21 protein-coding genes are annotated in these 24419 nt (G+C 47.0%); 2 read left to right on the top strand and 19 right to left on the bottom strand.

Annotation, left to right across the window (positions count from 1 at the left end; all coding sequences use genetic code 11):
* Positions 1-30: 30 nt before the first annotated feature.
* The 6 genes from EJP77_RS01665 to EJP77_RS01640 are packed head-to-tail and all read right to left on the bottom strand — an operon-like array spanning position 31 to position 6216.
* Positions 31-1389, bottom strand: coding sequence for an MATE family efflux transporter (locus EJP77_RS01665; RefSeq protein ID WP_127197451.1), 1359 nt, complete (start codon positions 1387-1389; stop codon positions 31-33).
* The gene (locus EJP77_RS01660; RefSeq protein WP_127197450.1) at positions 1368-2213 is read right to left on the bottom strand and encodes a sugar phosphate isomerase/epimerase family protein; all 846 of its coding nucleotides are present in this window, start codon (positions 2211-2213) and stop codon (positions 1368-1370) included. The genes EJP77_RS01665 and EJP77_RS01660 overlap by 22 nt, the downstream gene beginning before the upstream one ends.
* A 50-nt stretch (positions 2214-2263) precedes the next feature.
* Complete coding sequence (locus tag EJP77_RS01655) at positions 2264-3319, bottom strand: oxidoreductase (RefSeq protein ID WP_127197449.1); 1056 nt, start codon at positions 3317-3319, stop codon at positions 2264-2266.
* 32 nt (positions 3320-3351) lie between these two features.
* A complete protein-coding gene (locus tag EJP77_RS01650; RefSeq protein ID WP_246021613.1) occupies positions 3352-4281 on the bottom strand; it encodes an AraC family transcriptional regulator in 930 nt (309 codons plus the stop codon).
* Between the two features lie 30 nt (positions 4282-4311).
* Complete coding sequence (locus EJP77_RS01645) at positions 4312-5067, bottom strand: sugar phosphate isomerase/epimerase family protein (RefSeq protein WP_127197448.1); 756 nt, start codon at positions 5065-5067, stop codon at positions 4312-4314.
* Between the two features lie 39 nt (positions 5068-5106).
* Positions 5107-6216, bottom strand: coding sequence for a Gfo/Idh/MocA family protein (locus tag EJP77_RS01640; protein ID WP_127197447.1), 1110 nt, complete (start codon positions 6214-6216; stop codon positions 5107-5109).
* 228 nt (positions 6217-6444) lie between these two features.
* Between EJP77_RS01640 and EJP77_RS01635 the strand changes: the two genes are divergently transcribed.
* Entirely contained in the window at positions 6445-6816 is a 372-nt protein-coding gene (locus EJP77_RS01635; protein ID WP_127197446.1) for a hypothetical protein, read from the top strand.
* A 21-nt stretch (positions 6817-6837) separates the two neighbouring features.
* On the opposite strand, the gene EJP77_RS01630 is transcribed toward EJP77_RS01635, so the two are convergent.
* The 9 genes from EJP77_RS01630 to EJP77_RS01590 all read right to left on the bottom strand — a co-directional run bounded on the left by EJP77_RS01630 (position 6838) and on the right by EJP77_RS01590 (position 18278).
* Positions 6838-7284, bottom strand: a complete 447-nt coding sequence (locus tag EJP77_RS01630) for a helix-hairpin-helix domain-containing protein (RefSeq protein ID WP_127197445.1) — start codon at positions 7282-7284, stop codon at positions 6838-6840.
* Between the two features lie 129 nt (positions 7285-7413).
* Entirely contained in the window at positions 7414-7641 is a 228-nt protein-coding gene (yedF, locus tag EJP77_RS01625; RefSeq protein WP_127197444.1) for a sulfurtransferase-like selenium metabolism protein YedF, read from the bottom strand.
* Positions 7631-8848 (bottom strand): selenium metabolism membrane protein YedE/FdhT, encoded by a 1218-nt coding sequence (yedE, locus tag EJP77_RS01620; protein ID WP_127197443.1) that lies wholly within the window; start codon positions 8846-8848, stop codon positions 7631-7633. The genes yedF and yedE overlap by 11 nt, the downstream gene beginning before the upstream one ends.
* 120 nt (positions 8849-8968) lie before the next feature.
* A complete protein-coding gene (locus EJP77_RS01615; protein WP_127197442.1) occupies positions 8969-10447 on the bottom strand; it encodes an Lsa family ABC-F type ribosomal protection protein in 1479 nt (492 codons plus the stop codon).
* A 347-nt stretch (positions 10448-10794) separates the two neighbouring features.
* Positions 10795-13392: a phosphoenolpyruvate synthase gene (gene ppsA, locus EJP77_RS01610; RefSeq protein WP_127197441.1), complete on the bottom strand. Its 2598-nt coding sequence runs from the start codon at positions 13390-13392 to the stop codon at positions 10795-10797.
* Positions 13393-13835: 443 nt separating this feature from the next.
* Positions 13836-15335, bottom strand: coding sequence for a malate:quinone oxidoreductase (locus EJP77_RS01605; RefSeq protein WP_127197440.1), 1500 nt, complete (start codon positions 15333-15335; stop codon positions 13836-13838).
* 218 nt (positions 15336-15553) lie between these two features.
* Positions 15554-16579 (bottom strand): serine hydrolase domain-containing protein, encoded by a 1026-nt coding sequence (locus EJP77_RS01600; protein ID WP_127197439.1) that lies wholly within the window; start codon positions 16577-16579, stop codon positions 15554-15556.
* Positions 16580-16606: 27 nt separating this feature from the next.
* The gene (locus EJP77_RS01595) at positions 16607-17431 is read right to left on the bottom strand and encodes a MerR family transcriptional regulator (protein WP_127197438.1); all 825 of its coding nucleotides are present in this window, start codon (positions 17429-17431) and stop codon (positions 16607-16609) included.
* Positions 17432-17519: 88 nt separating this feature from the next.
* A complete protein-coding gene (locus EJP77_RS01590) occupies positions 17520-18278 on the bottom strand; it encodes a polysaccharide deacetylase family protein (RefSeq protein WP_127197437.1) in 759 nt (252 codons plus the stop codon).
* A 107-nt stretch (positions 18279-18385) separates the two neighbouring features.
* Between EJP77_RS01590 and EJP77_RS01585 the strand changes: the two genes are divergently transcribed.
* The gene (locus tag EJP77_RS01585; RefSeq protein ID WP_127197436.1) at positions 18386-19309 is read left to right on the top strand and encodes a S66 peptidase family protein; all 924 of its coding nucleotides are present in this window, start codon (positions 18386-18388) and stop codon (positions 19307-19309) included.
* Positions 19310-19363: 54 nt separating this feature from the next.
* Here the strand turns inward: EJP77_RS01585 and EJP77_RS01580 are convergent, their stop codons facing one another.
* From EJP77_RS01580 to EJP77_RS01565, 4 genes are all read right to left on the bottom strand, one after another.
* The gene (locus tag EJP77_RS01580) at positions 19364-20809 is read right to left on the bottom strand and encodes a glycoside hydrolase family 1 protein (protein ID WP_127197435.1); all 1446 of its coding nucleotides are present in this window, start codon (positions 20807-20809) and stop codon (positions 19364-19366) included.
* Between the two features lie 337 nt (positions 20810-21146).
* A complete protein-coding gene (locus tag EJP77_RS01575) occupies positions 21147-22049 on the bottom strand; it encodes an SDR family oxidoreductase (RefSeq protein WP_127198255.1) in 903 nt (300 codons plus the stop codon).
* A 95-nt stretch (positions 22050-22144) separates the two neighbouring features.
* On the bottom strand, positions 22145-22912 hold the full coding sequence (locus tag EJP77_RS01570) for a hypothetical protein (RefSeq protein ID WP_127197434.1): 768 nt from the start codon (positions 22910-22912) through the stop codon (positions 22145-22147).
* A gap of 130 nt (positions 22913-23042) precedes the next feature.
* Positions 23043-24260: an MFS transporter gene (locus EJP77_RS01565; protein ID WP_127197433.1), complete on the bottom strand. Its 1218-nt coding sequence runs from the start codon at positions 24258-24260 to the stop codon at positions 23043-23045.
* Between the last annotated feature and the right edge of the window lie 159 nt (positions 24261-24419).

Below are 24419 nucleotides of genomic sequence, written 5' to 3'. Positions count from 1 at the left end.
CTTTTTTTCGTGCGTTACTATCTGGAGAATCTATTGAACAAGCGATTTGCTCTGCCATGATCTGCCCTTCCAGCGGAACCATAGTAGAACGCCACGCAGCCATTCGTCTGCGATAAAAGCCGCCCAGATTCCATAAAGTCCATACCCGCTATATATTCCGAGCAGGTAAGTTAACGGCACGCTGAACGCCCACGTTACGGCTATGGACACGACCATGGGGTATTTCACATCACCTGCTGCCTGTAATGAGCGCTCCAGAATGATATTAAAATTGCGGCCTGGTTCCAGAATGAAGCTGAGCAGTAGCAAGGAAGCACCGAGGGATACAATGTCGACGTCCCCTGTGAAGAGCCTCAGCAGAGGACCTCTGAAAAAGACCATTACAGCAACGGCCATCAGTGTAATGAACTGACTGCGGATCAGGTTGCCAAACACCTGTTTATAAGCAGTGTCCCTCTCATCGGCACCAATCAAATGTCCCACGATGATTTGTCCCCCTCGTCCTAGCGAGATCGCCAGAATCATCACAAAAAACATAATATTCTGCGTGTAGATCTTCGTCGCAAGCATAGAAGCGCCAAGTGATGAGATGAAAGCCGTGGTGACAAATTGATTGGCAGAATAGGACAGTGAAACGGCTGATGAAGGCAGGCCAACCCTAAGCACCTTCTCAACATGGTCACGCCGCCAGCGAATCACTTGATCCCAGAGGATTTGAACCTTGGCAGTATGACGCAGGAGATACAGGTTGATTAATAATCCAATGAACTGGGCTGTTGCAGTAGAGATAGCTACTCCGATTACGCCAAGCTTCGGGAATCCGCCTGGACCATAGATGACCATATAATTACCCAGGATGTTCAACACGTTCATGCCGAGAGACACCAGCATCGTCTGCTTCGTATAACCGTGTGATTGAATGATGGAAGTTACGACAGATAACAGAGCCTGGATGATCAGCGCTCCACCAGCAATCAGAAGGTAACTCTGCGCTTGATGGAGCAGTCCGTGGTCCAGATGAAAAATGCCCAGCAGAGGTCCACTAAAGAGCATGACCAGCAGACTGACGAAGGCGCCGAACAGAAAATTCAGACCAAGTGAGGAACCTGCCAGCTGACCGATCTCCTGCTCGCGGCGTGCACCGAGGTACTGTGAAATAACGACCGCCGAGCCTAAAGCTACAAAGTTGAAGAGAAGCACACCAAAGGAAATAATCTGATTGGCTACCCCCACCGCTGCGACGGCCTCATCCGACACCTTGCTCAGCATGAAGGTATCCGTCGTCCGAAGCAGCATCTGCAGAGCCAGCTCAATAAATATAGGCCATGTGATGGCAAAAAGGGACCGAGTCCCCAGCGACATGTGGTCTAACGCTGGCTTCCGGTCCATGATATGCTGTACGCCTTTCTCATTTTGATCAGCCCGTATTCGGCCGTCTCGATTGCACTTCGACCTTCGTAGTCTTCGCGAAACAGCTCCAGCGATAGAAAGCCGTTATAACCGGAATCATGCAGCTGGCTGGCAAAGTCAAATGAAGGCATCACGCCGTCTCCCGGGAATACCCTGTCCTGATCTCCTATGAGTTCTCTCGGCGGATTAGATGGATAATCATTAACATGCACAATGCCAATTTGTTCACCAGAAATCCCTGTTAAGGAAGATAACTCACTCCCCCCTGTATACATATGGAAAGGGTCTAGCAGAATTTTGGTGTCTTTAACACCGCTCGCTTGCGCTACATACAGCGCGTCACTCACACAGTTCAGCTGCTTGGCTCGGCCCCAGAATTCGAGAAAGGGCTCAACGCCCTGGTCACGTGCTATTCCCGCCAAGTTCGCATAGGCTTCCGCCATTTGGACAAGCGGTATCCCTTCAACATTACCATAAGGCGGAGCTGCAGCTGCCTGACAACCGATGGCTGCCAGCATTTCCATCTCCCGTCTTGCCTGCTGCAGACCTTGGGTTCGAGTGTCCGCATCACGATCAGCCCAAGCCCAGAAGGCAATCGCATTCACTACTTCAATACCGGTATCCGAGATATATCGTTTCAGTTCTTGAAGACTCCCGCCTTCACCCAAATAAGTTTCAATATCTTTGACCCACAGCTCGATTCCTTGGTAACCTGCCTTCGCCGCAGTATGGATCTGCTCCTTCACACCAAGCGCGAAAGGGATCAACGTAGATGTATTTAGTGCTGGTTTGAAAGGAAACACAGTATCGCCTTCTTTTCTCTTTACTCTATTGGTTAACTTGCCTTGTCAGATCACAGAGTAACTTTCACTCTGCGCTGCTCACGATGACTCTGCATCCCGAGCTCAATGATACGAATCGCCATCCGGGCCTCCTCGGGCTGTACGGCTAGCTCCGCAGCACCGGTGATGGCATCATATATATTCTGATAAAATGCCTGATACGAGCCCGGAAGAGTTCGAACCTTCCCCCTGTAATCAAGTCCGCCCCGGCTGGTGTGCAGGATTCCCCACCTCTGCTCCGCTTCTTCTCCCCATCCTGGCATCCCCGGAATCAACCCGCTGAGCAGCTGTTTCTCCTGAGGATCTTCACCATATTTGACGAATGCACCTTCCGTGCCGTACAGACGGTACCTGGATGCCGGCTCTACTGCCAGAAGGGAAGACTTGAAGCTCACCTTAAAGCTGTCTGGATATTCCAAAGAGACATCGAAATAGTCATGTGCCTTCGCATGCTCCCGTTCGGTGCGCAGCTCAGCTTGTACCGATAAAGGCGTACCGAACAAGGTGAGTGCTTGGTCGATCAGATGCACACCAAGGTCATAAAATGTGCCCGATCCCTCCTCGCCCGCATCCCGCCAGCGCTCTGGATTGGAGTTCGGACTATAGCGGTCCCAGCGCAGCTCCGCTTCGGTTAACCGTCCGAGCAGACCTTGTTCAACCACTTCCTTCAGCGTAAGAAAGTCGCCGTCCCACCGGCGGTTATGGAACACACTGAGCACTCTATTCTGACGCTGAGCCAGTTCAATTAGTTCATCTGCTTCCTGGGTCGTAGTAGTGAAAGGTTTCTCAACTACAACATGCTTGCCAGCCAGCAGTGCCTGCCTGGCTATATCATAATGGTTGGTGCTTGGAGTCGTAATGATAACCAGGTCAATCTCTTCATCGCCATAGAGCCCGGAAATTTCCTTGACTGCCTGCACCCCCGGATAGTCCTGCTCACAGGAAGCCCCGCTTCGCTGCACAATCTTAGAAAGGGATAGTCCTGGAACCGTACTGATAATAGGCGCATGAAATGTACGGGCGGCGAAGCCATAGCCCACAATGCCTACACGTATTGTCTCTGACATGATAGCCTCCTTCTCTAACTTGAGCCCACATCCTACTTGACCCACACATTATACAAAATGCGGTTTACCGGATACATCGTCTCAGTTTCTTTGACAGGAACCAGATTGCGGTACACCGGATTGTTGTATTTCCGGCGGTAAGCCGTCGCGGTTATTCCCTTCACTGTCTTGAATAGCCGGCTGAAATAGTTCTCGTCTATGAAGCCAACCCGATAGGCCACCTCCTTGATGCTCCACTCTTCATATAGAAGCAGCTGGCAGGCTCGCTCAATACGCCGCTGGATAATCGTCTCGCGAGGCGTGCGGCCTAAGAATTGCATGAACGAACGCGTGAAATGCTCATGTGACCATCCGCTGCGATTCGCAAGCATCTCCACGGCTATGGGCTCCTCGATGTGTTCATCAATATAGTCCAGCGCCTTGACGATTTGATGTGGCAGGCGCTGGATTTGGGCCAGCTGCGGATTATCGTACAGTTGGCCGTTAAGTTCTGTAAGCAGGGTAAGCAGCATGGAGCTTCCCCGTTCCTGCAGGCGGTCCGGATGGGCATATGCAATATAGAGAATATGCTTCATCATTTGGGCAAGCAGCTGGTCATCCGCGGCTATACAGCTCGGTCCGTCCAGCCGCAGCATGGGCAGAAGCTCCAAGAGCTGCTCCTCACCCGGCAGGCCAAAATGGATAAATAAATGACGCGCAGGCTGCTGTGTGTCGTATTCGTAAGCATGTGTCTCTCCTGGCCGGGTAATGACAAAGCTTGGTTCATTTAACGTATAAGCCTGATCTCCAATTCGGTAAATACTTCGCGACGCATCCGGAAAATACAGCAGCTCATAATCTTCAATCGTACGCGGACCGAGGCCGGACCCCGCTTTTTTGGCAATATCGCCAACAATATGAATCGTGGGAAGCTGAACAGGGGCCGCTGCTGTCCCCTTGATCGTATGATGAATCATGCCCATTGAACCCCCTCCTTCTCCCCATGCAGAATGTTAGTCAATCAAGCCCATAGTCTTCAAGTTAGAATAACTGATCTTAAGACTTTCCAGCGGATCGCGTCTAGATTGGTCCTGCTCAACAACGAGCCACTGTGTGCCCACCTGCTCGGCAGCTTGAGCAATCTCTTTAAAATCCAGAATACCTTCCCCTATCTCAGCAAAAAAGCCTTCCTCCCCGTCCTCTACATCCTTAATATGCAGCAGTGGGCACCGGTTCTGGAGCTTCCGCAGGTAAGCAGCCGGGTCTTCTCCACCTCGCTTGGCCCAATAAGTATCCAGTTCCAGCTTAACGAGCTCAGAGTCAGTCTCTCTAAGCAGAATATCCAGTACTGATTCTCCTTCAAACTGCTGGAATTCCCAATCATGGTTGTGGTACAGGAACTGCACATCACGGCTGCGAAAGCGCTCCCCAATCTTATTCAGCTTGGCTGCTTTGGCAATAACGTCTTCCCGGGAATCAAATCTCAGTGAGATCGCAGCGAACCTCCCTCCGCTCACCTCATCCAGATAATCGGCAATCGCATCGGGATCAAAGTCAAAGCTGTCAAAGCCGGTATGTGTACCGATGACCTTTAGGCCAATACGATCCAGATGGGCTTTTTGCTCCGATATGGCCATGCCTTCCGGCGGCCGTCCCAACTCAATACCTCGATAGCCAATCTCTGCTATTCTCTCGAGCGTACCTACATAATCCTGAGCGAGCTGCTCACGGACTGTGTAGGGCTGAACCGCTATAGGGAATTTTGTCATGTTAACACTCCTTCATTCTCGTCTTGTTATGAGTAACGATTAATCCATTAGATAATGCTTGAGACCCAGCGGTAAAGGTGCCGGACGTTCGATTGCAGGTTGCAGATGAATATGACGCTCCGACTGAGAAGATTCAAACACACTGAGTGAAATATCCAAGATATGTCTGGCCAGCTGGCCGCTTGCTCTATTCGGTCTTCCTTTGAGAATGGCATAAGCCATGTCTGCGACTCCCATTCCACGTCCCTCCTCTGCGTAAGGGTGGGTATGTGGGATCTCTTGGGTCTGACCGTTCGGGAGTTGAATCGATATGGTACCCCCGAAGAAGTTCGGATCTGGCACATATAGAATTCCTTCCGTTCCGTAAATCTCCATTCTTGGTGAGTAACCGAATGACTCCTTGGCCGCTTGAAGGCTGCCTACAGCCCCATTTGCGAAATCAAGAACCGCCGTCACATTCGTAGGCGCCTCAATCGGTACAGTCTCCCCATAAGCGGGTGACTTGGGGTTATTGATGATAATCTCACGGTGGAGCTGCTGGGCTGAACCGGTTACGCGGCTAACCGGACCAAGCAGAGCAACCATAGCCGTCAAATAATAAGGGCCCATATCCATAATCGGGTCTCCCCCAAGCTTCAAGAAGTTGCGGAAGTTCGGATGCATGCCGTTCGAGGCGTTCCCCATAATAATGGTAGCGTTTGCAGCATAGGGTACTCCAATCCAGCCATCATCGATTAATTTGATACAGGTCTGAATGCCGGCTCCGAGAAACGTATCGGGTGCACAGCCTACCAGAAGTCCCTTGGATTCTGCAAGTGCAATGACTTTGTCTGCATCCTCACGAGTCAAGGCGAAAGGTTTCTCAGTATATACATGCTTCCCGGCTTCCAGCGCTCTTAGATTGAGTGGGGCATGGGCAGAAGGAGCGGTCAGGTTCAGGACAATTTCAATTTCGGGATCGGCCAACAGTTCATCAACCGTATATACATGCGGTATCTGAAATTCCTCAGCCCGCTGGCGGGCCAGATCAGGAACCAGGTCGGCAACTGCCTTCACTTCAATAATGTGGTCGAGCATACTGGTTAGATTCTTAAGATAGATATGACTAATAACTCCGGTACCAATGACACCAACCTTGATTCTGCGCACGGTCTCATCCTTCTTTCGATTGAATTTGGGCGTGAACCTATTATCACCGATCGAGGATTACAACTCAATGGACTGCAGCTGACTAAAACTGGACTCATTTGATATAAGATAACACTTTTTATGTAATGATCTATTTATTTATATAATATCAAAATTAAATTGTCGACCGGGGAAAAATAGCTTAGGATTGAGAGATAGAGAACGCATACATTAAAGGGGGATTTAACGGTGGAGCCTTATATCTTTTGGATGATTATCATCCTCTTGTTTGTCTTACTGATCTTGTTCAATAATAAGCACATCCTGTCCGCTCCACTTCGGGATATTAATAAGAGGCTGCGCGCCTTGGCGGATAAAGTAGATTCCGGTCAATCCTCTGGCACGGATATCACAGAATGGGAACGCTGTTTGGCTTTTCTAGAGACTCGTCCGAGTGAGTTCAACAAGCTGGAGATGGAAATAAGAATACGGGCTAAGTTCGCAACCTATCTGGAGCGGCACTACCCGAATGATCCAAGACTGCCTTATCTCCAGGAAATAGCAAGTCATCCGAAGGATACGATTTGGGGTATGAAAATAAATATGTGGGATAAAAAATAACACAAGGGCTCTTAGGAGCCCTTACTTATCTTTCATTTGAATATCCTTGCTGCTCTCTCTATATTTCTTCCTCTCTTCTGTAAAATCCCACCACTGTTTACTGCTGTTTGGATAGCCGGCATAATGAATAACTAACCGGAATTGGTCTTCCACACAAGGATCGATGGTTACTCCGCACAACTTCTCTAGCTCTTCAAATAACACAGCTCCCTCCTTGTCCCGCAGCTCATCCAAAGAATAATACCCTAGTTGAATCAGATCCTCAGCAAACTTGGGTCCGATGGATGGAATGCTCTGGAATTCAGATCGTGCTCGCAGCTCTCTTGCCCGCTGTTCTGAAATGCTTAATAAGGAAATTAACTGATCGGTTGTGAAATGAACAATTTCACTTGTTTTAATTTTGTTCTTCCTTAAAGCAGCCCTCTCCTGCGTACTTAAATCCAATTTAGGTGGTTTGTTGTTCTTCACTGGCGGATCTCCCTTCAAATGGCCGAGAAACGGAGTTAACAATAGGGTTCTATATAAATAAAAAGCCCGAGATCATCGGGCTTATACCAACGTAATTATACAAGCAGCTTTAGTTCTGCTGCACTTTAATTATGCCTGAATAAACAGACTGAATTCCTGGCCGTTTTTGACCGGCTCCTGGACCAGAGTGTAACCATGCTTGACGACTTCTTCCGGCACATTGCGGAAAGCGGACGGACAGTCTGATATAACCTGCAGCGTTTGTCCTTTACTCATATCGCGCAGTGTCTCTAGCGTGTAAATGACAGGATAAGGACAGGATTCTCCCCGAATATCAAGCGTTAAATCAACGGACATCGGTTGTACCCCCTTTCTTGAAACCTTCGCCGAAGCGGTAGTTTTTCTGCCAGTAAGCTGCAATAGCGAACATGGCCCCTAGTACGAGAAGCGTAACAATCAATGCAGCAGCTGGTCCCATGGCTGTGATCAGATTAATCGGCGAGCCGCTCTTCACAAGTAAGTTGAATATCCCCATGTGATCCCAAGCATAAGCCAGAGCGGTTGCACCGATGATGTTGCCTATGAATACAGGTAGGAAGACAACTTGCCCCTCCATCAGCCGGTACATCATACCGGTCTCACAGCCTCCGGCCATAACGATGCCAAGTCCGAACAACAGTCCGCCTAGTAAGGTACTTGGAGCGGCGATTTTCGTAATCGGATCCATGCCGTAGACAAGAATAATGATCAGAGTAGCCACAGAGCTGACCGCCATTCCAAGGGCAATCGCCTTGGTCATCGTAGCACGTCCACTGATCCATAGATCGCGGAACGCAGAGGTGAAACAGATCTGTCCACGTTCGATTAGGATCCCGAATGCTGCTCCGAATAGGGCAGCGGTCCCCAGCATCGTGCGGCCTTCCGCAAAGAAGTATAGGATTAGTCCGATGTAGGCAATTCCTAGAATTGCGCCTATCCATGGCTGGCGGTTCTTACGTGTTCCAACTACCGGAACTGTACCTCCCTTATGCAGAACAGGCTTACCTTTCCACCACTTGGTGTTAACCAGCCTGGCACCCAGGAAAGTACCCGCGGCAGTTGCTGCGATAAAGATCCAGGAGTGCAGGGAGAACTGCGGCACTCCGGTGAAAAAAGCTGCAAGATTGCAGCCCAGAGCCAGACGAGCTCCGAAGCCGGCGATGATTCCGCCCGCAAATCCCTGTACATAGCGGCGTTTCTGTCTCGGGACACGAATCTTGAAATTACTGCTGAGCAGTATCGTAATGAGGGCTCCGATGAACATGCCCCATACGATCCAGCCGTCGGTCCTTGTCCAGGTCGTTCCCTTCATATGAACGAGACTGAAATAGGCCCAATCCGATATATCTACCCCGAAGAACTCTAGAATATGACCTCCAAGACGAGTAAACTCGCCGGTTACAGCCCATACCGTATTGGTGATACCGAAGTAGACTGCACTGAGTATCCCCGCTAAAGCCATTACCAGATAGGGACTCCAGTATCCTCCAAACCAAGCTGAATATAACTTTTTCAATTGTTCCATAACTCCTCATCCGCTAGAGCATCTGTCTCTACTCCATATTAAATTCCACGGATTTCATTTTACTATAAAATGATCCTGGCGGTAATAAAATTTGTTATTCTTCTCCAGAGAGGAAGTCGATTACAGCGTCACAATCTTCGTAGCAATCCGGCTGCAAAATTCACGGTCGTGTTCGACAAACACCATCGTGGAGTTATACTCCATAAGCAGCTGCTCAATTTGCATCCGGGAGATGACGTCGATAAAGTTGAGGGGTTCATCCCAGATATGCAGATGAGCGTCCTCGCACAAGCTTTTGGCAATGAGCACTTTCTTCTTTTGCCCCCCGCTGTAGAACGAGATATCCTTCTCAAATTGAATACGTGAGAAGTCCAGCTTGCGGAGTATCGCTTTGAAGAGACTTTCATCAATCCCGTGCTCTCTTGCATAATCGGTTAACGTTCCCTGTAAGTAAGAGGTATCTTGTGATACATACGAAACTCTCAGCTGTGTCCCCTTCCGAAAGGTTCCTGAGTACTTAATATTATCTCCGATGATCAGCTTCAGAAGGCTCGACTTGCCAGATCCATTCTTACCGGATAATGCGATCCGATCCCCCTTTTCGATCGTGAAGCTGATATCGGAGCAGACGGCCTTGTCTCCATAATAGATCGACACATGGTCTAGTTCAGCAAGCTGGCTTTTATGATAAGGGAGCTGAGATAACTTAAGGCTATCCGAGCTTTCAATGTTTTTCAAAAGTAATGATTTTTCCTCGATCGCTGCCTGCTGACGATGCTCGAGATTTTTGGACCGCTTCATCATTTTGGCCGCCTTGTGGCCAACATAGCCTTTATCAACCTTGGAGCCGGAATTGTGCGATCCATTCTTGGTCTTCTCGACCTCATTCGACCAGCCGCTCGTGCGTTCCGCGGCCCCAGCTAGACGTTTGATATCTTTTTTTAGTTTTTCATTTTCTGCAAGTTCATAATGATCCTGCCGCTCTTTCCGTTCCCACCATTCCGAGAAATTCCCTTGCTGGATATCCATATTCGTCTTGTTGATAGACAAGATATGGTCCACACAATTGTCCAGGAACGCCCGGTCATGTGAGACCAGTATAAATCCACTCTTCGTATTTAAATATTGGCTCACCAGCTCCCGTACTTCCATATCGAGGTGGTTGGTCGGTTCGTCAATTAATAGAAACTGATTTTCTCGAAGGAAGAGTGCAGCCAGCATAACCTTCGTCTGCTCCCCTTGGGATAACGAGTCGAATGGGCGATACAAGACCGTATCGGAGACCTGAAGCAAGGACAGCTCCCTGATGAGCTCCCAATGGACATAGTCAGGATATATCTCCTCAACCACATCAAGAGTGTTCCATTCTTTATTCTGAACAGAGTATGGAAAGTATTCAAACTGCGCCTGGGCTGAGATTGTTCCCTGATATTCGTATTTGCCCATCAATAAATTTAGCAGCGTCGTCTTACCCCGACCGTTCCTACCCGTAAATCCCAGCTTCCAGTCTGTATCTATGTTAAAGCTAACGTCATCAAAAATATTGTCGTAACTGCCGTCATAAGCGAATGTTAAATGTTTGACCTGGATTAATGACATAGAGTGGCCCTCCTTTGCAAATAAAAAAGCTGCAAGAAAAGTTACTTTTCTCGCAGCTCCAGCTCAAATAAATATAGGGCAAAGTCACGCTCCAGGGAGCTGAATTGTGCCTATCCGCTTGAGTTGAAAAGAATAAGTAACTTTAATCCTGCTAATCCATAATAAAACAAGGCGATGGCCGTAACGGCATACCGCTAATTCAAGTTTTATCATGTTCATGATCAGCGAGAGAAAATTACATTATCCTCTTCAACTCCTTTGTTAAGATAACTGGATCGTACCATATCTCAACCTTGCGTTTCAACACACATGGGGTGGAAAGTTTAATTTAAACTCGTTTTGTACCATTACAATAATTCTACATACCCTTCCGTTCCATGCACACGAATCCGCTGTCCGTCTTGGATAAGTTTGGTGGCGTTGTCCACGCCAACAACTGCGGGTATGCCGTATTCACGAGCGATCACAGCTCCATGAGTCATCAGTCCGCCAACTTCAGTGATTAAGCCTTTGATGGATACAAACAAGGGTGTCCAGCCAGGGTCAGTAAAGGAGGTTACTAATATATCTCCATCCTCCAGCTCGGCATTTTCCATGTTCATAATGACACGCGCTCTACCTTCTATCACTCCGGAAGAAACAGGTATCCCTAAAATCGCGTTAGCCGGCAAATTCCCTCGTTGGTATGCCCCTGTAATGATTTCACCATCAGACGTGATCACACGCGGCGGGGTTAATTTTTCAAACAATCTGTACTCGTCTTTTCGTTGGGTGATGACCTGGGCATCCAGTTCTTTCGTGCGTAATACATCGTGAAGTTCTTCAAATGTGAGATAGTAGACATCTTCTTTGTCGTGAATAACGCCCGCTTGTACGAGCTGCTCGGCTTCTTTCAATATAGCCTGCTTATAAACGAAGTAGCGACTCACATATCCGTATTTAGGATATTCCCGGTAACCTATGAAATTGCGAACGAGGTCGATCATTTGTTTGGTTTCTAATGTTTTGTGTTCGCCATCCGGTAGTTGCTTCAATCGGTCCAATAATTCATGTTCTTTGTCTAATGCGTCCTGCCGTCCTTGCTCAAATTTCAGGCGGCTTGCATTTGCCTCAAAGTTTTTGAGGTTAGCCAGAATCAGCGGGACGATGGTAGTTGGTTTCTCGCTCCAACGTGTTCGGGTAATATCGATTTCCCCGGCACATCGCATGCCGTATTTATCCAGAAAGGAATGAATCGCTTCCTTGGTTTCCTGCCCCCCATCAAATTTAAGCAGGTCATCCAAAAAATTATCATTGTCATGAACATGTCGCAAATACTGGAGGACTTCGGGATATGGACGAATCACATCGGCGACATCCATTAGCGACAGACCCATTTCTGACGTAATGTTATTGGGTACCGATTGAGAGAGTGTGTCCGCTGCGTTCTTCTCACCTAACCACTCCATCATTTTCTCATTGATCCATGATGAAGCGTTCATAGCTGACATGAACACAGCCGTACTTTGCGGGTCGAATAAGATTTTCCTTAACTCCTGAATGTCTTCTAGAATAAAATCTAACAATTCGGAGCCTGATTTTGTTCGGATGTTTTGTTTTAACACTTCAATTGAAGTTTGACTGCGCTTAATCAAATCGGAAACGATTTTTGGATCATTTTCGATTTGCGCTGGACTACCAACAGCCGGCCTGCTCGTTCCTTTATTATCATCCGGGATCGTTTTGATGAAGTCCCCTCGCTCGATTATGGTCATAAACGCGTCTTTTATGAGAGGATCGGATTGCCCCAAGGTATTTAAAAAAGCTTCTCTTCTAACTGGTGAAGCCAGCATGGGAGTAACATCAACAAACAACCTTCCACCGGCTATACGCATGGGCGCAGGTGTTATTAGCAGATAAAAAGACAGTCCAAGCGGTTTGATCGGGTCGGTCATCATTTGTTGATGCCCGACAGAGACATAGACATGATTCTCTTGATCATTCGCTTGAGGGATCGGATATAAAGTCGTAATTGGCCGGCTCTGGACAATATAGAAGACACCGTCAGCCAAACACCATTCGATATCTTGCGGGCAGCCAAAATAAGCTTCGATTTGTCTTCCGATGCGTGCCAGATTAAATATCTGTTGTTCGGTAAGTGTTTGAGTATTTTGGTGGTCAAAAGGAATCTGCCGAGTCTCTGTTCCGCCTTCTTTCCGTCCATAAATAGCCACCTTTTTGGCGGCTATCCTTCTTTCAACGATTTCCTCGCCTTGTACCTTATAACAATCTGCAGTTACGAGACCTGAGACCAGCGCTTCTCCAAGTCCGTAACTGGCATCGATGGTTAGCAGCTTCCGGTTTCCACTAATGGGATCTGCGGTGAATAATATTCCTGAAGCATTCGGGACAATCATTCTTTGAACGATAACGGATAAATACACCTGTCTATGGTCAAATCCATTTTGCATACGGTAGATGACCGCATGATCTGTAAATAAGGAAGCCCAGCATTTGCTGATATGCTGCAAGACGGCATCGACGCCGATGATATTTAAATAGGTATCTTGCTGCCCAGCAAAAGAGGCATGGGGCAAATCTTCCGCAGTCGCACTAGAACGCACCGCATAAGCATGTTCATCGCCAAACTGGGCGAGGTAGTGAGTCACTGCTTTCGCAACTTCAGATGGAATTTCAATTTCCAATAGAAGCTGACGGATTTCCCTACTGATTTGCCCAATCTCATCACGATCTTCTGCTTTTAATTTGGTTAGTTGATCCACTAATGCAAGATACGTTTCGTTTTGTTCGATTGCCTTTTGATATCCCACTGTTGTAACACAGAATCCTTCTGGTACTTGTATTCCGTCAATTTTGGATAATTCACCTAGATTCAAACCTTTCCCGCCAACAAACATCAGCTGTGCACTATCCATTTCCTGAAACCCAAGAACCAAAGAACTCATTAAAACATCTCCCTTAACATTTAATTGAGAAAAGACATTTGACAATCGCTTGCCGGCATGATATTATAAAAATATAAGATGTCATACTTATGCACTGACATTTCAGCATTCTTTATAAGCATAGCATTCTGCCTTGTTACATTCAATATGCAAATGATGAGAACCTGATATAATTATCCAGGTTCTTTTTTTGATGTCTTCCTCTATGGCTTGAATACCCCACAGCCGAACACTTCACTTAGGCACAGCTCGAAAGTGATATCGATTTCTCATTGATCGATGCCGTCTCCATAATCCCAGGTACGAGAAGACAGGAAGTATACCCAGCGAGCATCATCAAAAGTGACGGATCTATCCCTTCCTGTGCTACAAAAAAAGGCTGCGATCCATCACGATCGCAGCCTACTCTTGATTTAAAAGGAAATAAATTTCACAAAAGTTACTTAACTAAACACAGGTTCTTTTTTGCTCAGACCCAGCGTTTCGGCAGTTGTGGCATGAACTTCAAGCAGAAGCTCTGGATTCTCCATTAATGATTTGCCATAGGATGGAATCATCTCTTTGATTCTTGGTTCCCAATCTTTTACCTGCTCAGGGAAGCACTTATTAATCACTTCCAGCATAACGTGAACGGCGGTTGAAGCGCCCGGAGAAGCACCAAGTAAAGCGGCAATCGAGCCATCTGCAGCGGTAATCACTTCCGTACCGAATTGCAGCGTTCCCTTCCCACCTGCTTCTGTATCCTTGATCACTTGGACTCGCTGGCCTGCTACTACCAAATCCCAATCCTCGATTTTGGCGTTCGGGATGAATTCACGAAGTTCCTCCATCCGCTTTTCTTTGGATAACATCACCTGCTGGATTAAATACTTCGTTAAAGACATCTCTTTAGCGCCTGCCGCTAACATCGTCAAGACATTATTCGGTTTCACAGATGTGAGTAAATCAAACAACGAACCTGTCTTCAGGAACCTTGGCGAGAACCCGGCAAACGGGCCAAATAACAACGATTTCTTGTTATCGATAAACCTGGTATCCAGATGCGGAACAGACATAGGTGGTGCCCCCACTTTTGCTTTGCCGTATACTTTGGCGTGATGCTGCTCTATGACTTCTGGATTGTTACATACCATAAAAATTCCGCTCACGGGGAATCCGCCGATATGCTTTCCTTCGGGAATACCGGTTTTTTGAAGCAGATGCAAGCTTCCACCGCCACCGCCAATAAACACAAACTTTGCCTTATGGTTCTCTGTAGTGCCGCTGTTCAAATCACGAACTTTTAATTCCCACGATCCATCGCCAGAACGCTTGATATTATCAACACTATGTTTATAGTGGATATCCACACCTTTGGACTGTAAATGGTTAAATAGCATGCGCGTTAAAGCGCCAAAGTTAACGTCCGTTCCGGTGTCTATTTTGGTAGCTGCAATAACTTCGTTAGCTGGACGGTTCTGCATAATAAGCGGAATCCATTCCTTAAGCTTGGCTGGATCATCGGAGAATTCCATGCCTTGGAAGAGAGGATTGCTTGATAGCGCTTCAAATCTTTTTCTCAAAAAGGCAGTATCTGCTTCTCCTTGCACCATACTCATATGTGGGAGCGGCATGATGAAGTCGATCGGATTATGAATCAGCTTTGCATTTACAAGATAAGACCAAAACTGCATGGATACCTGAAACTGCTCGTTAATCTTGATCGCCTTGCTAATATCAATGGATCCGTCCGGTTTCTCGGTAGTGTAGTTCAGTTCGCAGAGTGCAGCATGCCCTGTTCCCGCATTATTCCACTCATTTGAGCTCTCTTCGCCAGCTTGTTCAAGCTTCTCGAATACTTTAATATTCCAGTCGGGCATTAATTCTTTCAAGAGTGTACCTAAAGTTGCACTCATGATTCCGGCACCAATCAAGATGACGTCTGTTTTAGTTACGCTGCTCATTTTAACCATCCTTATAGGCTAGTAGTGTAATATAATTATTCTAAGATATCATATCTGCGATTATCTGATAATTATATACTATTTAAGGCAGGTAAAAAAGTGAGAAGTTCGTCAAAATGTACTAGAATAAGACAAAAATTTGGGAGCTTATTTCCATAAGTGAAATTGTTAGTCTTAAACCATTAGTACAGTGTATGTGCCCAGATGTGAATTTGTGATTAAGATTCGTGTACAGCCGGAATTATACATTCCTTAATCAATGTCCACCGATCACGAGCGTTCAATGTGAACTCGGATGCAATGGCGATAACAAGATTTAGGGATGGAATGCAGCAGATCACATTCCCGCCATCACCTACTGCGGAGTAGGAAAAAACCCCCTCCTCTTCACGTAACCACCATAGATTACCGTATGTATATGAGTTCATTGCAATAGAGTTCTCAATCCAGCTCTCGGAAATAATCTGACGTCCCTCCCAGTTGCCACGGTTCAGATATAGCAGGCCAAAACGGGCCATATCTCGAGGAGTTAAGGTTAATCCCCATCCGCCTGTGGAAATGCCGTTTGGATCATGAACCCATCCCTTCACATACTGTCCGAACAGATCATCAAACCCGTAAGATTTCATTTCATAATCCATGATCTCTCTCATCCCGATCGGCTTAAATAGATGCTCGTTAGCAAATTCACGGGCACTTCTACCCGTGCTGCGGGTGATTATGGCCGAAAGCAGATGCGCACCCGCGGTGGAATATTTAAAGTCACCAATACTTCCTTCTCGGCCCAGCATATCCAGCGTATATCGGACCCAGTCTGGCTGCATGCACATCTTATCCAGCGGTTCATGCCAATCCTCAAAGGCATAGGGGGCTGTCATCGTGAGAAGATGTCTTAAGGTAATCTCTTGCCGCAGCGAGCTCGAACATTCCGTGACATATTCCGGGAAGAAGTCCAGCACCTTCTGGTCCTCGTTCATAATATACCCTGCATCTATGGCAATCCCAATCAATGCAGAGATGACGCTTTTCGTTACAGAGGCTACATGGTGTGGATCATCAGGTCCACAGCCATTATAGTACCTTTCGTAAGCTATACACCCATGCCTTACCATAACAATACCGTTAATGTTGCTGTAGTCCGCTTTGATCTTGGGTTCTAGCTCTGTGAGTTTGTCCGGATTCATACCCAGGGCTGTAGGCTCGGTGGTCTGCCATACTGAAGTTGGCCAGCAGTTTTTTTGCATGATAAATCCCCCTTTAGACGTACTCAGTTATTTTTTCTTTACAGGAAAATATACCTCAGTAACCAAATCCTCAGTCCTCGTGACTTGATCAGGATCTGTCAGATAGATTTCGTAGGGTGATTCCACCAGCTCATATCCTTCCTGCTCTACCCACTCTCTAAGCTTGGCAAATACCGAGGTTAGTTCCGAATACGAACCCTTTAGCACCGACTTCGCGCATAGGCCGCCTGGCAAATCCCTGCTTCCCTTTACAAGCTCCTTTATGGGTATCGCAAACTCTGTATCATTGCCAGAAGGATAATACTCTGGACTGTGATAAATCGTCATGGGAGTTCCGAGCATGGTGAGTTTATTGACTGCAATCTTTTCATATAACTTGCCAAAATAAGATCCATACCCTGATGCATAGTCATGGCTGCTCATCATCTGCCGTATATATAGAATAGTCATCGGCTGAGTTTCCACAAGCTGAACATCTATATTGTCCAGATATGACATCAGGGGTATCCCGTTATCTAAGCTCGTTATGTCGTTACTCATTTGCTTCAGGATGTACTCATAAGCTTTCAGCTTATCCTGGATTTCCATGCTCTTGCGAAGGAGTGCAGAACGAAGCTTCTCTTCGAATAAATCCTCTTCCAAGTCCAGGATGACTCTCATCTCTTCGAGTGAGAAATGATAAGATTTCAGACGATTGATGAACAGCATCTTCTTTAGCTGCCGGACAGCATAATACCTGTACCCATTTCCGGGATTAATCTCTTCCGGGTTAATTAAGCCAATCTCATCATAATAACGGAGTGTTTTGGTAGAGACTCCGCACATTTTCGAGAATTCGCCAATCGATAACAATGGCTCACCTCCATCCATGTTCTTTGTACACTTCTACTAAACACCTTACCCTAAGGGCAAAGTCAACAGCAAAATTTCAATCAGCCCATTACGGCCCATTTAACGCAGCTTTGAATTGATCAAGCAATAAATCTCCAGAGATAAGAATGCGATGCAGCTGAAATCTTCCATGCGTCACATCTGCAGCTCCCGGCTCGGTGATGACAGCAAGCTGATAGCCCGCCTTGTGTACCGCGTCGATAGAACGCCTATCATAGAAGCCATACGGATATGCTAATACGTCTGCTAGATGTCCTAACTTACGTAGAATTTGATTTCTTGAATTGACTAATTCCCTCATCTTCTGCTCATCGCTCAGCTTGGTTAAGTTAGAATGAGTAACGGTGTGTGATTGGGTATCTATCAAGCCCGACGACTCCATCGTATGCAGCTGCTGCCATGTAAGCCGTCCCGGTGAGCCGATGCTCCCCGTTACCACAAATATGGTTGCCTTCATACCTGTTTTCAGCAAAATCGGGTACGCAGCCGTGTAGTTATCCTCATATCCGTCGTCAAAAGTAATGATGATCGGCTTCGGGAATAAAGGTCGTCCGTTATACCATCCTTCCTGCAGCTCTTTGAAATGAATGGAGTGATATCCCTCTTTCTTCAAGTAAGTCATCTCTTCTTCAAATCGAGAGGGATCAATCTTAAGCGGATCACCTTTCTCGCCGGATACCGAGTGATACAGCAGAATCGGAACGGGAACAGGGCCAGCTGCCCTATTCTGAACGAACAAATCACCGCGGAAACTGCCGCTAATTAGGCATAGTGCCATTAGAGAGAATCCAATTAGGTATGTTTTCATACAATCCCCTTCCTAAATGTGAAGTGAGATCTATTGTGCACATGGAATAGAAAAATCATGTAATGCTGGCCAGCAGCTAGTATTTCTCAAGGAAGGTAGGTAAGTTTATGCCAATACGTCCGCCTATACTTCAGAGAGGGGATACCATTGGAATTGTTACCTTGGGCAGCCCGCTGGATACACAAGTAATCAATGCACGTATGGACTACCTTAAGGCCATGGGTTTCAATATCGTATTGGGGAAGTATGTCTATGCCCAGAATGGGTTCCTTGCCGGAACCGACGAGCAGCGCGCATCTGATCTGATGATGATGTTTCAGAATAGTCAGGTAAAAATGATTCTTCCTACCCGAGGCGGCACAGGCGTAGCCGGGATTCTTCCTTACCTGGATTATAATGTGATCCGAAGTCATCCTAAGATCATATCAGGTTATAGCGATATAACAGTCCTGCTAAATGTCCTCTATCAATATGCAGATTTGATCACCTTCCACAGTCTTCTGCTAATTGACTTCAAATCACAGACACCTGCCTATAACATGAACCAGTTCTTCTCCGCTACTTCGGTATTCTCCATGTCCCGGCAAATTGACAATCCGCCTGGAATGCCTCTCATAAGCCGGGTACCCGGCAATGTGACGGGAACGCTTGTAGGCGGTAATCTGACATCGTTCGTAGATACCTTAGGCACACCTTTCGAAATTGACACAAGGGGCAAGATCCTGCTGCTTGAAGAGACACATGAGCCGACCAATACCGTCTACAGGTATTTGAACGATTTGAAGCTAGCCGGTAAATTTAATGATTGTGCCGGGATTATTATGGGGGAATGTACGGGCTGTTCTGCCGCATACGGAACATCTTATGAGGAGCTTATCATCACATTTGTCGTACCACTAGGCAAGCCACTTATTACCAACCTGGCAACAGGTCACGGGATGTATAAAGCAGCTATGCCGATTGGAGCTAGAGTTAATCTGAATACGGACCAAAAGTCAATTACTATCGTTGAACCTGCTATCAGCAGATAGTAATACGAATAAGATCCGCCGGTAATCACCGGTGGATCTTCAATGCTTGGCTGACTATGAATTAAATAACCGCTCGCCGTTCGTGTGAATGACCTCTTGATACCAATGAAAGCTGTCTTTTTTGATTCGGCGCAGCGATCTTTCATCGGTCTCATCCCGGTCAATATATACAAACCCATACCGCTTCTGGTAACCGTTCAACCAGCTGAGCACATCGGTGAACGACCAGCTGCAATATCCGATTAACTCGACCCCATCGTTCATGGCCTGCAAACACTGCACCAGATGGGATTTGAGATAAGCAATACGATAATCATCATGAATGGTATCTTCTTGCTCCAGCTTATCAAATTCACCAAGTCCATTCTCAGTAATGAACACGGGCAGACCATACCGGCTGGTAATCCGGCGAAGGCCAATCCGCAGGCCAATCGGGTCAATAGCCCAGTCCCAATTGGATGTCTCCAGATTCGGATTAGATGCTGTCTTGTACAATCCAGGCAGCCCGGTCGATTGATTGCTTCCCTTTTGGCCGGTTGTATTCATCTTCCCTTCAGCTACGCCGTTCAGCGGATTATGTTCGTAAGTAATCGTCTGATAGTAATTGACGCCTACGAAATCGGGCTTACCCTTGCGAAGGAGCTCCACATCCCCTTTTTCAAAGACAGGAGCCAGCCCCTGCTCTTCCAGGTACCTTAGTGGAATCTGTGGATAGTGCCCCAGGCAGTATACATCCAGCCACCAGAAGTTGGTGAATTCCTCCGCGTTCTCAAATGCCAGCATATCCTCCGGTTTGCTTGAAGCCGGATAGGCCGGAGAGTAAGCGAAGCTTGGTCCGATTTGTCCACCCGGCACATGAGTACGAAATGAGTCAATGACCTTCGCATTAGCCAGAAAAGCATGGTGATTCGCCTGATAGAATCGTTTGCGATCCTTCACACCCGGCGGGTGCATGGCGGTAATGAATCCGTGGTTGGTATTGTAATTCTGCTCGTTCAGCGACACCCAATATTTCACTCGGTCCCCGTAACGTTTGAATAAAGTTACACAGTAGTTATCGAAATCTTCGATGATCCGCCGCGACTCCCAGGCTCCGTACTCATCCATAAGCGCCTGCGGTACATCCCAATGATACAGGGTAAGCACAGGCTCGATCCCGTGAGCCATCAGTTCATCGATCACACGATCATAGAACCGTAGCCCTTCTTCATTTACTTCCCCATAACCGTTCGGATAAATCCGTGGCCAGCTTACCGAGAAACGATAGGCTTTGAGGCCCATCTCAGCCATAAGCGCAATATCTTCCTTATACCTGTGATAATGGTCCATGGCTACATCGCCGTTACTTCCCTGATAGGTCTTGCCTTCTATCTTCGTAAATACATCCCACACGGACAAACCTTTTCCGTCTTCGTTCCATGCTCCTTCAATCTGATATGCAGCTGATGCTGAGCCCCATAGAAAGTCCTTCGGAAAAGGACGCAGATTAGTGTGAATCATATATTTCCCTCCTTGGGTATGATGCCAACAAGATTCGGAACAAGTATATATTGTGAAATGCATTTCATAGCAAGCGATGGAATCGAATTTCCTTTCAGCTCAGAGATCGTCTAAGTCCCTTGCCTTTGACGAATTTGCTAAATACATAACGGACAATCTCCCCGAACTATACATTTTCTTTCTTCGTTGTTGGCAATTTCATCATCCTTTCTGTTTAGGATTGTAATTATAGAGGCTGAAGATCCCTCCAAATAAGTGAACACTTTGTGAACAAATGAAAAAGAGGTGCCGATCCAAAATGGATACAGCATCCTCTGTTAACTTGTTAATCTATGGTTTAAGGGGTTGGTGTACCCCCGTTGGCATTCAAAGTTTCTCCAGTAATATAGCTGGATTCCTGACTGGCCAAGAACACAAACGCCGGAGCCATTTCAGCAGGCTGTCCTGCACGGCCCAGAGGCGTATTCGAACCAAATTCTGCGAGCTTCGCTGTTGGTTGCCCGCCGGCCACTTGAAGCGGAGTCCATACAGGTCCCGGAGCCACCACATTTACACGGATCCCCTTACTCGCGACTTGCTGCGCCAAAGCCTTACTAAAGGTATTAATTGCTGACTTCGTAGTCGCATAATCCAGCAGTATGGGCGATGGTTTGTACGCTTGGATGGACGAGGTATTAATGATCGTGCTGCCTGGCTTCATATGCTTAATCGCAGCCTTGCACAGCCAGAACAGAGAGTATACGTTTGTCTTAAAAGTAGCATCGAACTGCTCTGTTGTTAGGTCTGCAATATCTTCCACGAACTGCTGCTTGCCTGCAATGTTGGCTAGAATATCAATCCCGCCAAGCTTCTCCACCGCCTCCGCAATGAGCTGTTCGCAGTACTGCTCATCCTTCAAATCACCTGGAATGGCTACGGCCTTTCGGCCTGCCTCCTCGATCAGCTTCACAACCTCTTTGGCATCGGCCTCTTCCTCAGGCAGGTAAGAAAGGACCACATCTGCACCTTCGCGGGCAAATGCAATGGCGGCCGCCCGGCCAATTCCGCTGTCTGCTCCAGTTACCACTGCCTTGCGTCCGGTCAATCTCCCCGTTCCCCGGTAGCTTGTTTCTCCTGCGTCGGGTTGTGGAGTCATTTTCTCCTGAAGTCCTGGCTCAGGCTGTGTCTGCTTCCACTCCGCAGTTGCCTTTGGATACTGGGCTGCTGGATCCTGCACGCTGTATTGGTCTTGATCTGGCATCATCAATTCCTCCTCTAGGCTAAGTGAATAAGAGTTATTCATTCTTGTAAGGTGCTGACTCTTCTCTTTGTAACCGTGTTCGAGGAGGTTTAAACTTACTCGGCTAACTTTCTGATTTCTTCGCTGAGTCTGCGATTAACCGGATATACACTTTCCAGATAATTGAGAATATGAATGGCGGATTCGGGAACCCGGTTATAGCCCTGCATCATGTCTCCAAGACGCTCTCCAAACTTGGGGAACCGCTTTTCGAGTCGTCTCTCATTACCGAAGCAATCGGGGAAATAATCTTCTTCCTTCTCGACCAGATGCAGTACGGAAAGGATGGAATCTATGGCATACCCTTCGATGAACCTCACGGCAGACAGCTTCTCTCCGCGGGCGTACCTTCCAAGTCCAACATAGAGATTGGTTAGCGCTTCGTTGAGGGAATAATCAAGTTGGTCCTTTCTTATACTCGGGATCCGTTCAGAATTGCTGCTTTTTATGGCAAAGTTATCTGCTTCAAGACTTTTCCAGACGACACGTCCGCCCTTGTATGGAATATTCTCAAGCTCATTCTTCTCAAAAATCGCGAACTCGCCGTATATCCCGTCTTGGAACAAAATTTTATATCCGTCATCCGTATTCTTGAAGTAGTAATCCAGAGGATGCACCTCCTCAAGCCAATCCAGCTGCTCAATAAATCTCTGTTTGAAGCCAGGCTTCACAATTACAAAAAAGTCCAGATCCGAGTACTCATCCAATCGATCCAATTCCTCACCAACAGAGCCTACCCCAAGTAGGACCAGCGCACCTTCCTTGTGTCCAAGTGAATCTCCAATATGATCTAGACGTTGAAGCAGTATCTCAGGATGTGGCATAAGCATATTCTCCTTTTTATTGGATGCAAAAAAGGGCCAACCTCAATTTCGTTACGAGGTTGAACCCACCGGTTGCATTGCCTTTATTTGTATATACCAATACCATAATCCTATTGGGTATGTCAAGTTCTCATTTATCCCGAGCTGCCCGTTTGTTCGCGGGTCTAAGCAGCTTGCGCATGCTTAACCAGCCTAATAGCGGCGCCGTTCCGAGGGCTAGCAGGACCCAGGTAAGAGTTGATGGATTCGTGCTTAGGGATAAGATCCATATAAAAATTAACGTCCCAGCAATTCGTCCTGCCATTAAACTGAGCTCGCGCAGGACGACCAGCTCCACCCTTTTCTCCACACTCTCCTCACTTGATCCCATCAGATCAAAGCCCGCCGATACCATAGGCAGGATATAGAGCGGCATGAACAATGAAGTCCCGATGCCCCAGATGAGCAGCGTACTGTAACTGACTTTCCACAATAAAGGGAGAATGACAACCACAAGCAGCACCGATCCAACCAGCATTCCTATGTATCGAAATCTCGGTTTGAACCATTTCCCAGCCAGCCAGAAGCTGCCGAGCCCCACAGATGAGGTTATGAATGAAAACTGTCCCAGCTTCGATTCTTGAGTGGTAGCAACATACACTAGCAGGTTAATCAGGAAGGAGAAGACGCCTTCGCGAAGTCCCTGGGCAATCAGTCCGGGAACGGCGTAACGCCAGGGGTCATGTAGAATCCTTAGTCTGCGGATAGGCTCGAGCCATTCATATCTTCCTTGTACCTTTCGCTTTTTGAGAAAGAAGCTAAGCACAACTCCAACGGCGTAAATCACCAGTGAAATGGTGAAAATGATGCGATACCCTTGATCATCTTTTAACCTTGATATAATCCAGCCTGATAACAATGGACCGATAATACCGGTAACGGAACCAAGCAATCCTACCCAGCCGTTGAACAAATCACGATTCTCGGCATCCGTCACTTCAAAGTAGACCACATTGAAAGCAAGCCAAAAAAGACCCAGCGCAGTTCCCAGTACAATCCCCAATGGCCAGATATAGTTAACTGCGTCTTTTCCCGCCCATAAGACAAGCAGATAAAATAGTCCTGTGACAGCAATTCCCATTCGTAAAGCATTCATTTTGTTATGCTCTTTCACCCACTTGCCGGCCACCCAGAAAGTTAGACCCAGTGCAAGCTGCTGACTGATTGTGAACCAGCCAATCATACTGTAGTCCTGTCTGCTCTTCCATAAGTATACGTTCAGGAACGTACCCGATAACGCTCCAGCAAGTACAAATAATCCATTCACGCTAAGCAGCAGAATGGACTGTTTGTTAAGCGATATCTTCATGGTGCCCCCCCTTTTTACTGAACCTTCAAAACTTCTATGAAATAATATGCCCCATCTCCTAAAATTTACGCTGGTGCTTTAGCAGAAGAAAGTGTATTATGGTTACCTGTTGGTTTTATATTTTTACCGTATTCTAATCATTCTGTTAAAGGGGTTTAA

Source organism: Paenibacillus zeisoli (genome assembly GCF_003994465.1).
In the GTDB taxonomy this organism is placed as follows: domain Bacteria; phylum Bacillota; class Bacilli; order Paenibacillales; family Paenibacillaceae; genus Fontibacillus; species Fontibacillus zeisoli.
This window is presented reverse-complemented; position numbering and strand designations above follow the sequence as displayed.

Excerpts from the sequence above, each read along its gene's own strand:
- EJP77_RS01665 (WP_127197451.1), bottom strand. The coding sequence starts at position 1,389 with ATGGACCGGAAGCCAGCGTTAGACCACATGTCGCTGGGGACTCGGTCC.
- EJP77_RS01650 (WP_246021613.1), bottom strand. The coding sequence starts at position 4,281 with ATGGGCATGATTCATCATACGATCAAGGGGACAGCAGCGGCCCCTGTT.
- EJP77_RS01590 (WP_127197437.1), bottom strand. The coding sequence starts at position 18,278 with ATGAAAACATACCTAATTGGATTCTCTCTAATGGCACTATGCCTAATT.
- EJP77_RS01585 (WP_127197436.1), top strand. The coding sequence starts at position 18,386 with ATGCCAATACGTCCGCCTATACTTCAGAGAGGGGATACCATTGGAATT.
- EJP77_RS01580 (WP_127197435.1), bottom strand. The coding sequence starts at position 20,809 with ATGATTCACACTAATCTGCGTCCTTTTCCGAAGGACTTTCTATGGGGC.
- yedE (WP_127197443.1), bottom strand. The coding sequence starts at position 8,848 with ATGGAACAATTGAAAAAGTTATATTCAGCTTGGTTTGGAGGATACTGG.
- EJP77_RS01600 (WP_127197439.1), bottom strand. The coding sequence starts at position 16,579 with ATGCAAAAAAACTGCTGGCCAACTTCAGTATGGCAGACCACCGAGCCT.
- EJP77_RS01565 (WP_127197433.1), bottom strand. The coding sequence starts at position 24,260 with ATGAAGATATCGCTTAACAAACAGTCCATTCTGCTGCTTAGCGTGAAT.
- EJP77_RS01645 (WP_127197448.1), bottom strand. The coding sequence starts at position 5,067 with ATGACAAAATTCCCTATAGCGGTTCAGCCCTACACAGTCCGTGAGCAG.
- EJP77_RS01615 (WP_127197442.1), bottom strand. The coding sequence starts at position 10,447 with ATGTCATTAATCCAGGTCAAACATTTAACATTCGCTTATGACGGCAGT.
- EJP77_RS01570 (WP_127197434.1), bottom strand. The coding sequence starts at position 22,912 with ATGCCACATCCTGAGATACTGCTTCAACGTCTAGATCATATTGGAGAT.
- EJP77_RS01605 (WP_127197440.1), bottom strand. The coding sequence starts at position 15,335 with ATGAGCAGCGTAACTAAAACAGACGTCATCTTGATTGGTGCCGGAATC.
- EJP77_RS01655 (WP_127197449.1), bottom strand. The coding sequence starts at position 3,319 with ATGTCAGAGACAATACGTGTAGGCATTGTGGGCTATGGCTTCGCCGCC.
- EJP77_RS01575 (WP_127198255.1), bottom strand. The coding sequence starts at position 22,049 with ATGCCAGATCAAGACCAATACAGCGTGCAGGATCCAGCAGCCCAGTAT.
- yedF (WP_127197444.1), bottom strand. The coding sequence starts at position 7,641 with ATGTCCGTTGATTTAACGCTTGATATTCGGGGAGAATCCTGTCCTTAT.
- ppsA (WP_127197441.1), bottom strand. The coding sequence starts at position 13,392 with ATGAGTTCTTTGGTTCTTGGGTTTCAGGAAATGGATAGTGCACAGCTG.